The sequence below is a fragment of the Mesorhizobium sp. M7A.F.Ca.ET.027.03.2.1 genome, assembly GCF_003999175.1.
In the GTDB taxonomy this organism is placed as follows: domain Bacteria; phylum Pseudomonadota; class Alphaproteobacteria; order Rhizobiales; family Rhizobiaceae; genus Mesorhizobium.
Window position 1 is genome coordinate 1 of record NZ_RZOM01001627.1, and the last position, 823, is coordinate 823.

The window sequence follows — 823 nt, forward strand, 5'->3', positions numbered from 1 at the left end:
ACACCATCACCGACGGCGACGGCGACACCTCGACGGTGACGCTGGACATCACCGTGAACAATGTGACGGTGACGGCATCCGACACCGATGCGCTGGTCAGCGAGAAGGGCCTTGCGACGGGCAGCGATGCGGCCGGCAACAGCGAGATCTTCAACGGCGCGATCACGCCGGCCGGCGGCACCGGCCCGTACACCTATACGCTGACCTCGCCGGCCAGCGGCAGCTACGGCAATCTGGTGCTCAACGCCAACGGCACCTACACCTACACGCTGACCCAGACCTATGATGGTGCGACGACCAACAATGGCATCACCACCGAGCAGGACAAGGACAGCTTCACCTATACGGTGACCGACGCCCACGGCAACACCACCACCGGCTCCATCCTGGTCGACATCGTCGATGACGTGCCGACGGCGCATGCCAACACCAACAGCGTGTCGGAAGGCGCGCAGGCCTCGGGCAACGTGCTGACGGACGGGACAGCGGATGTTCTGGGTGCCGACGGTGCTGCACCTGGCGGCGCGGTGACGGGCGTGGCAACCGGTTCGAACGTGTCGAACCCGGTGAGCGGCAATCTCGGCGGAGCCGGAATCGCGGGCCAGTACGGCACGCTGGTCCTGGGCGCCAACGGCGCCTACACCTACACGGCCAATCCCAACGCGGTGACCACCAATGCGGTCGATCACTTCGTCTACACCATCACCGACGGCGACGGCGACACCTCGACGGTGACGTTGGATATCACCGTGAACAATGTGACGGTGACGGCATCCGACACCGATGCGCTGGTCAGCGAGAAGGGCCTTGCGACGGGCAGCGA

Annotated in this window: 1 protein-coding gene; it reads left to right on the forward strand. The window is 65.2% G+C overall.

Annotation, left to right across the window (positions count from 1 at the left end; genetic code table 11):
- Positions 1-823: Ig-like domain-containing protein (locus EN750_RS36915; protein WP_210212806.1), on the forward strand; the 823-nt coding region annotated here is incomplete at both ends.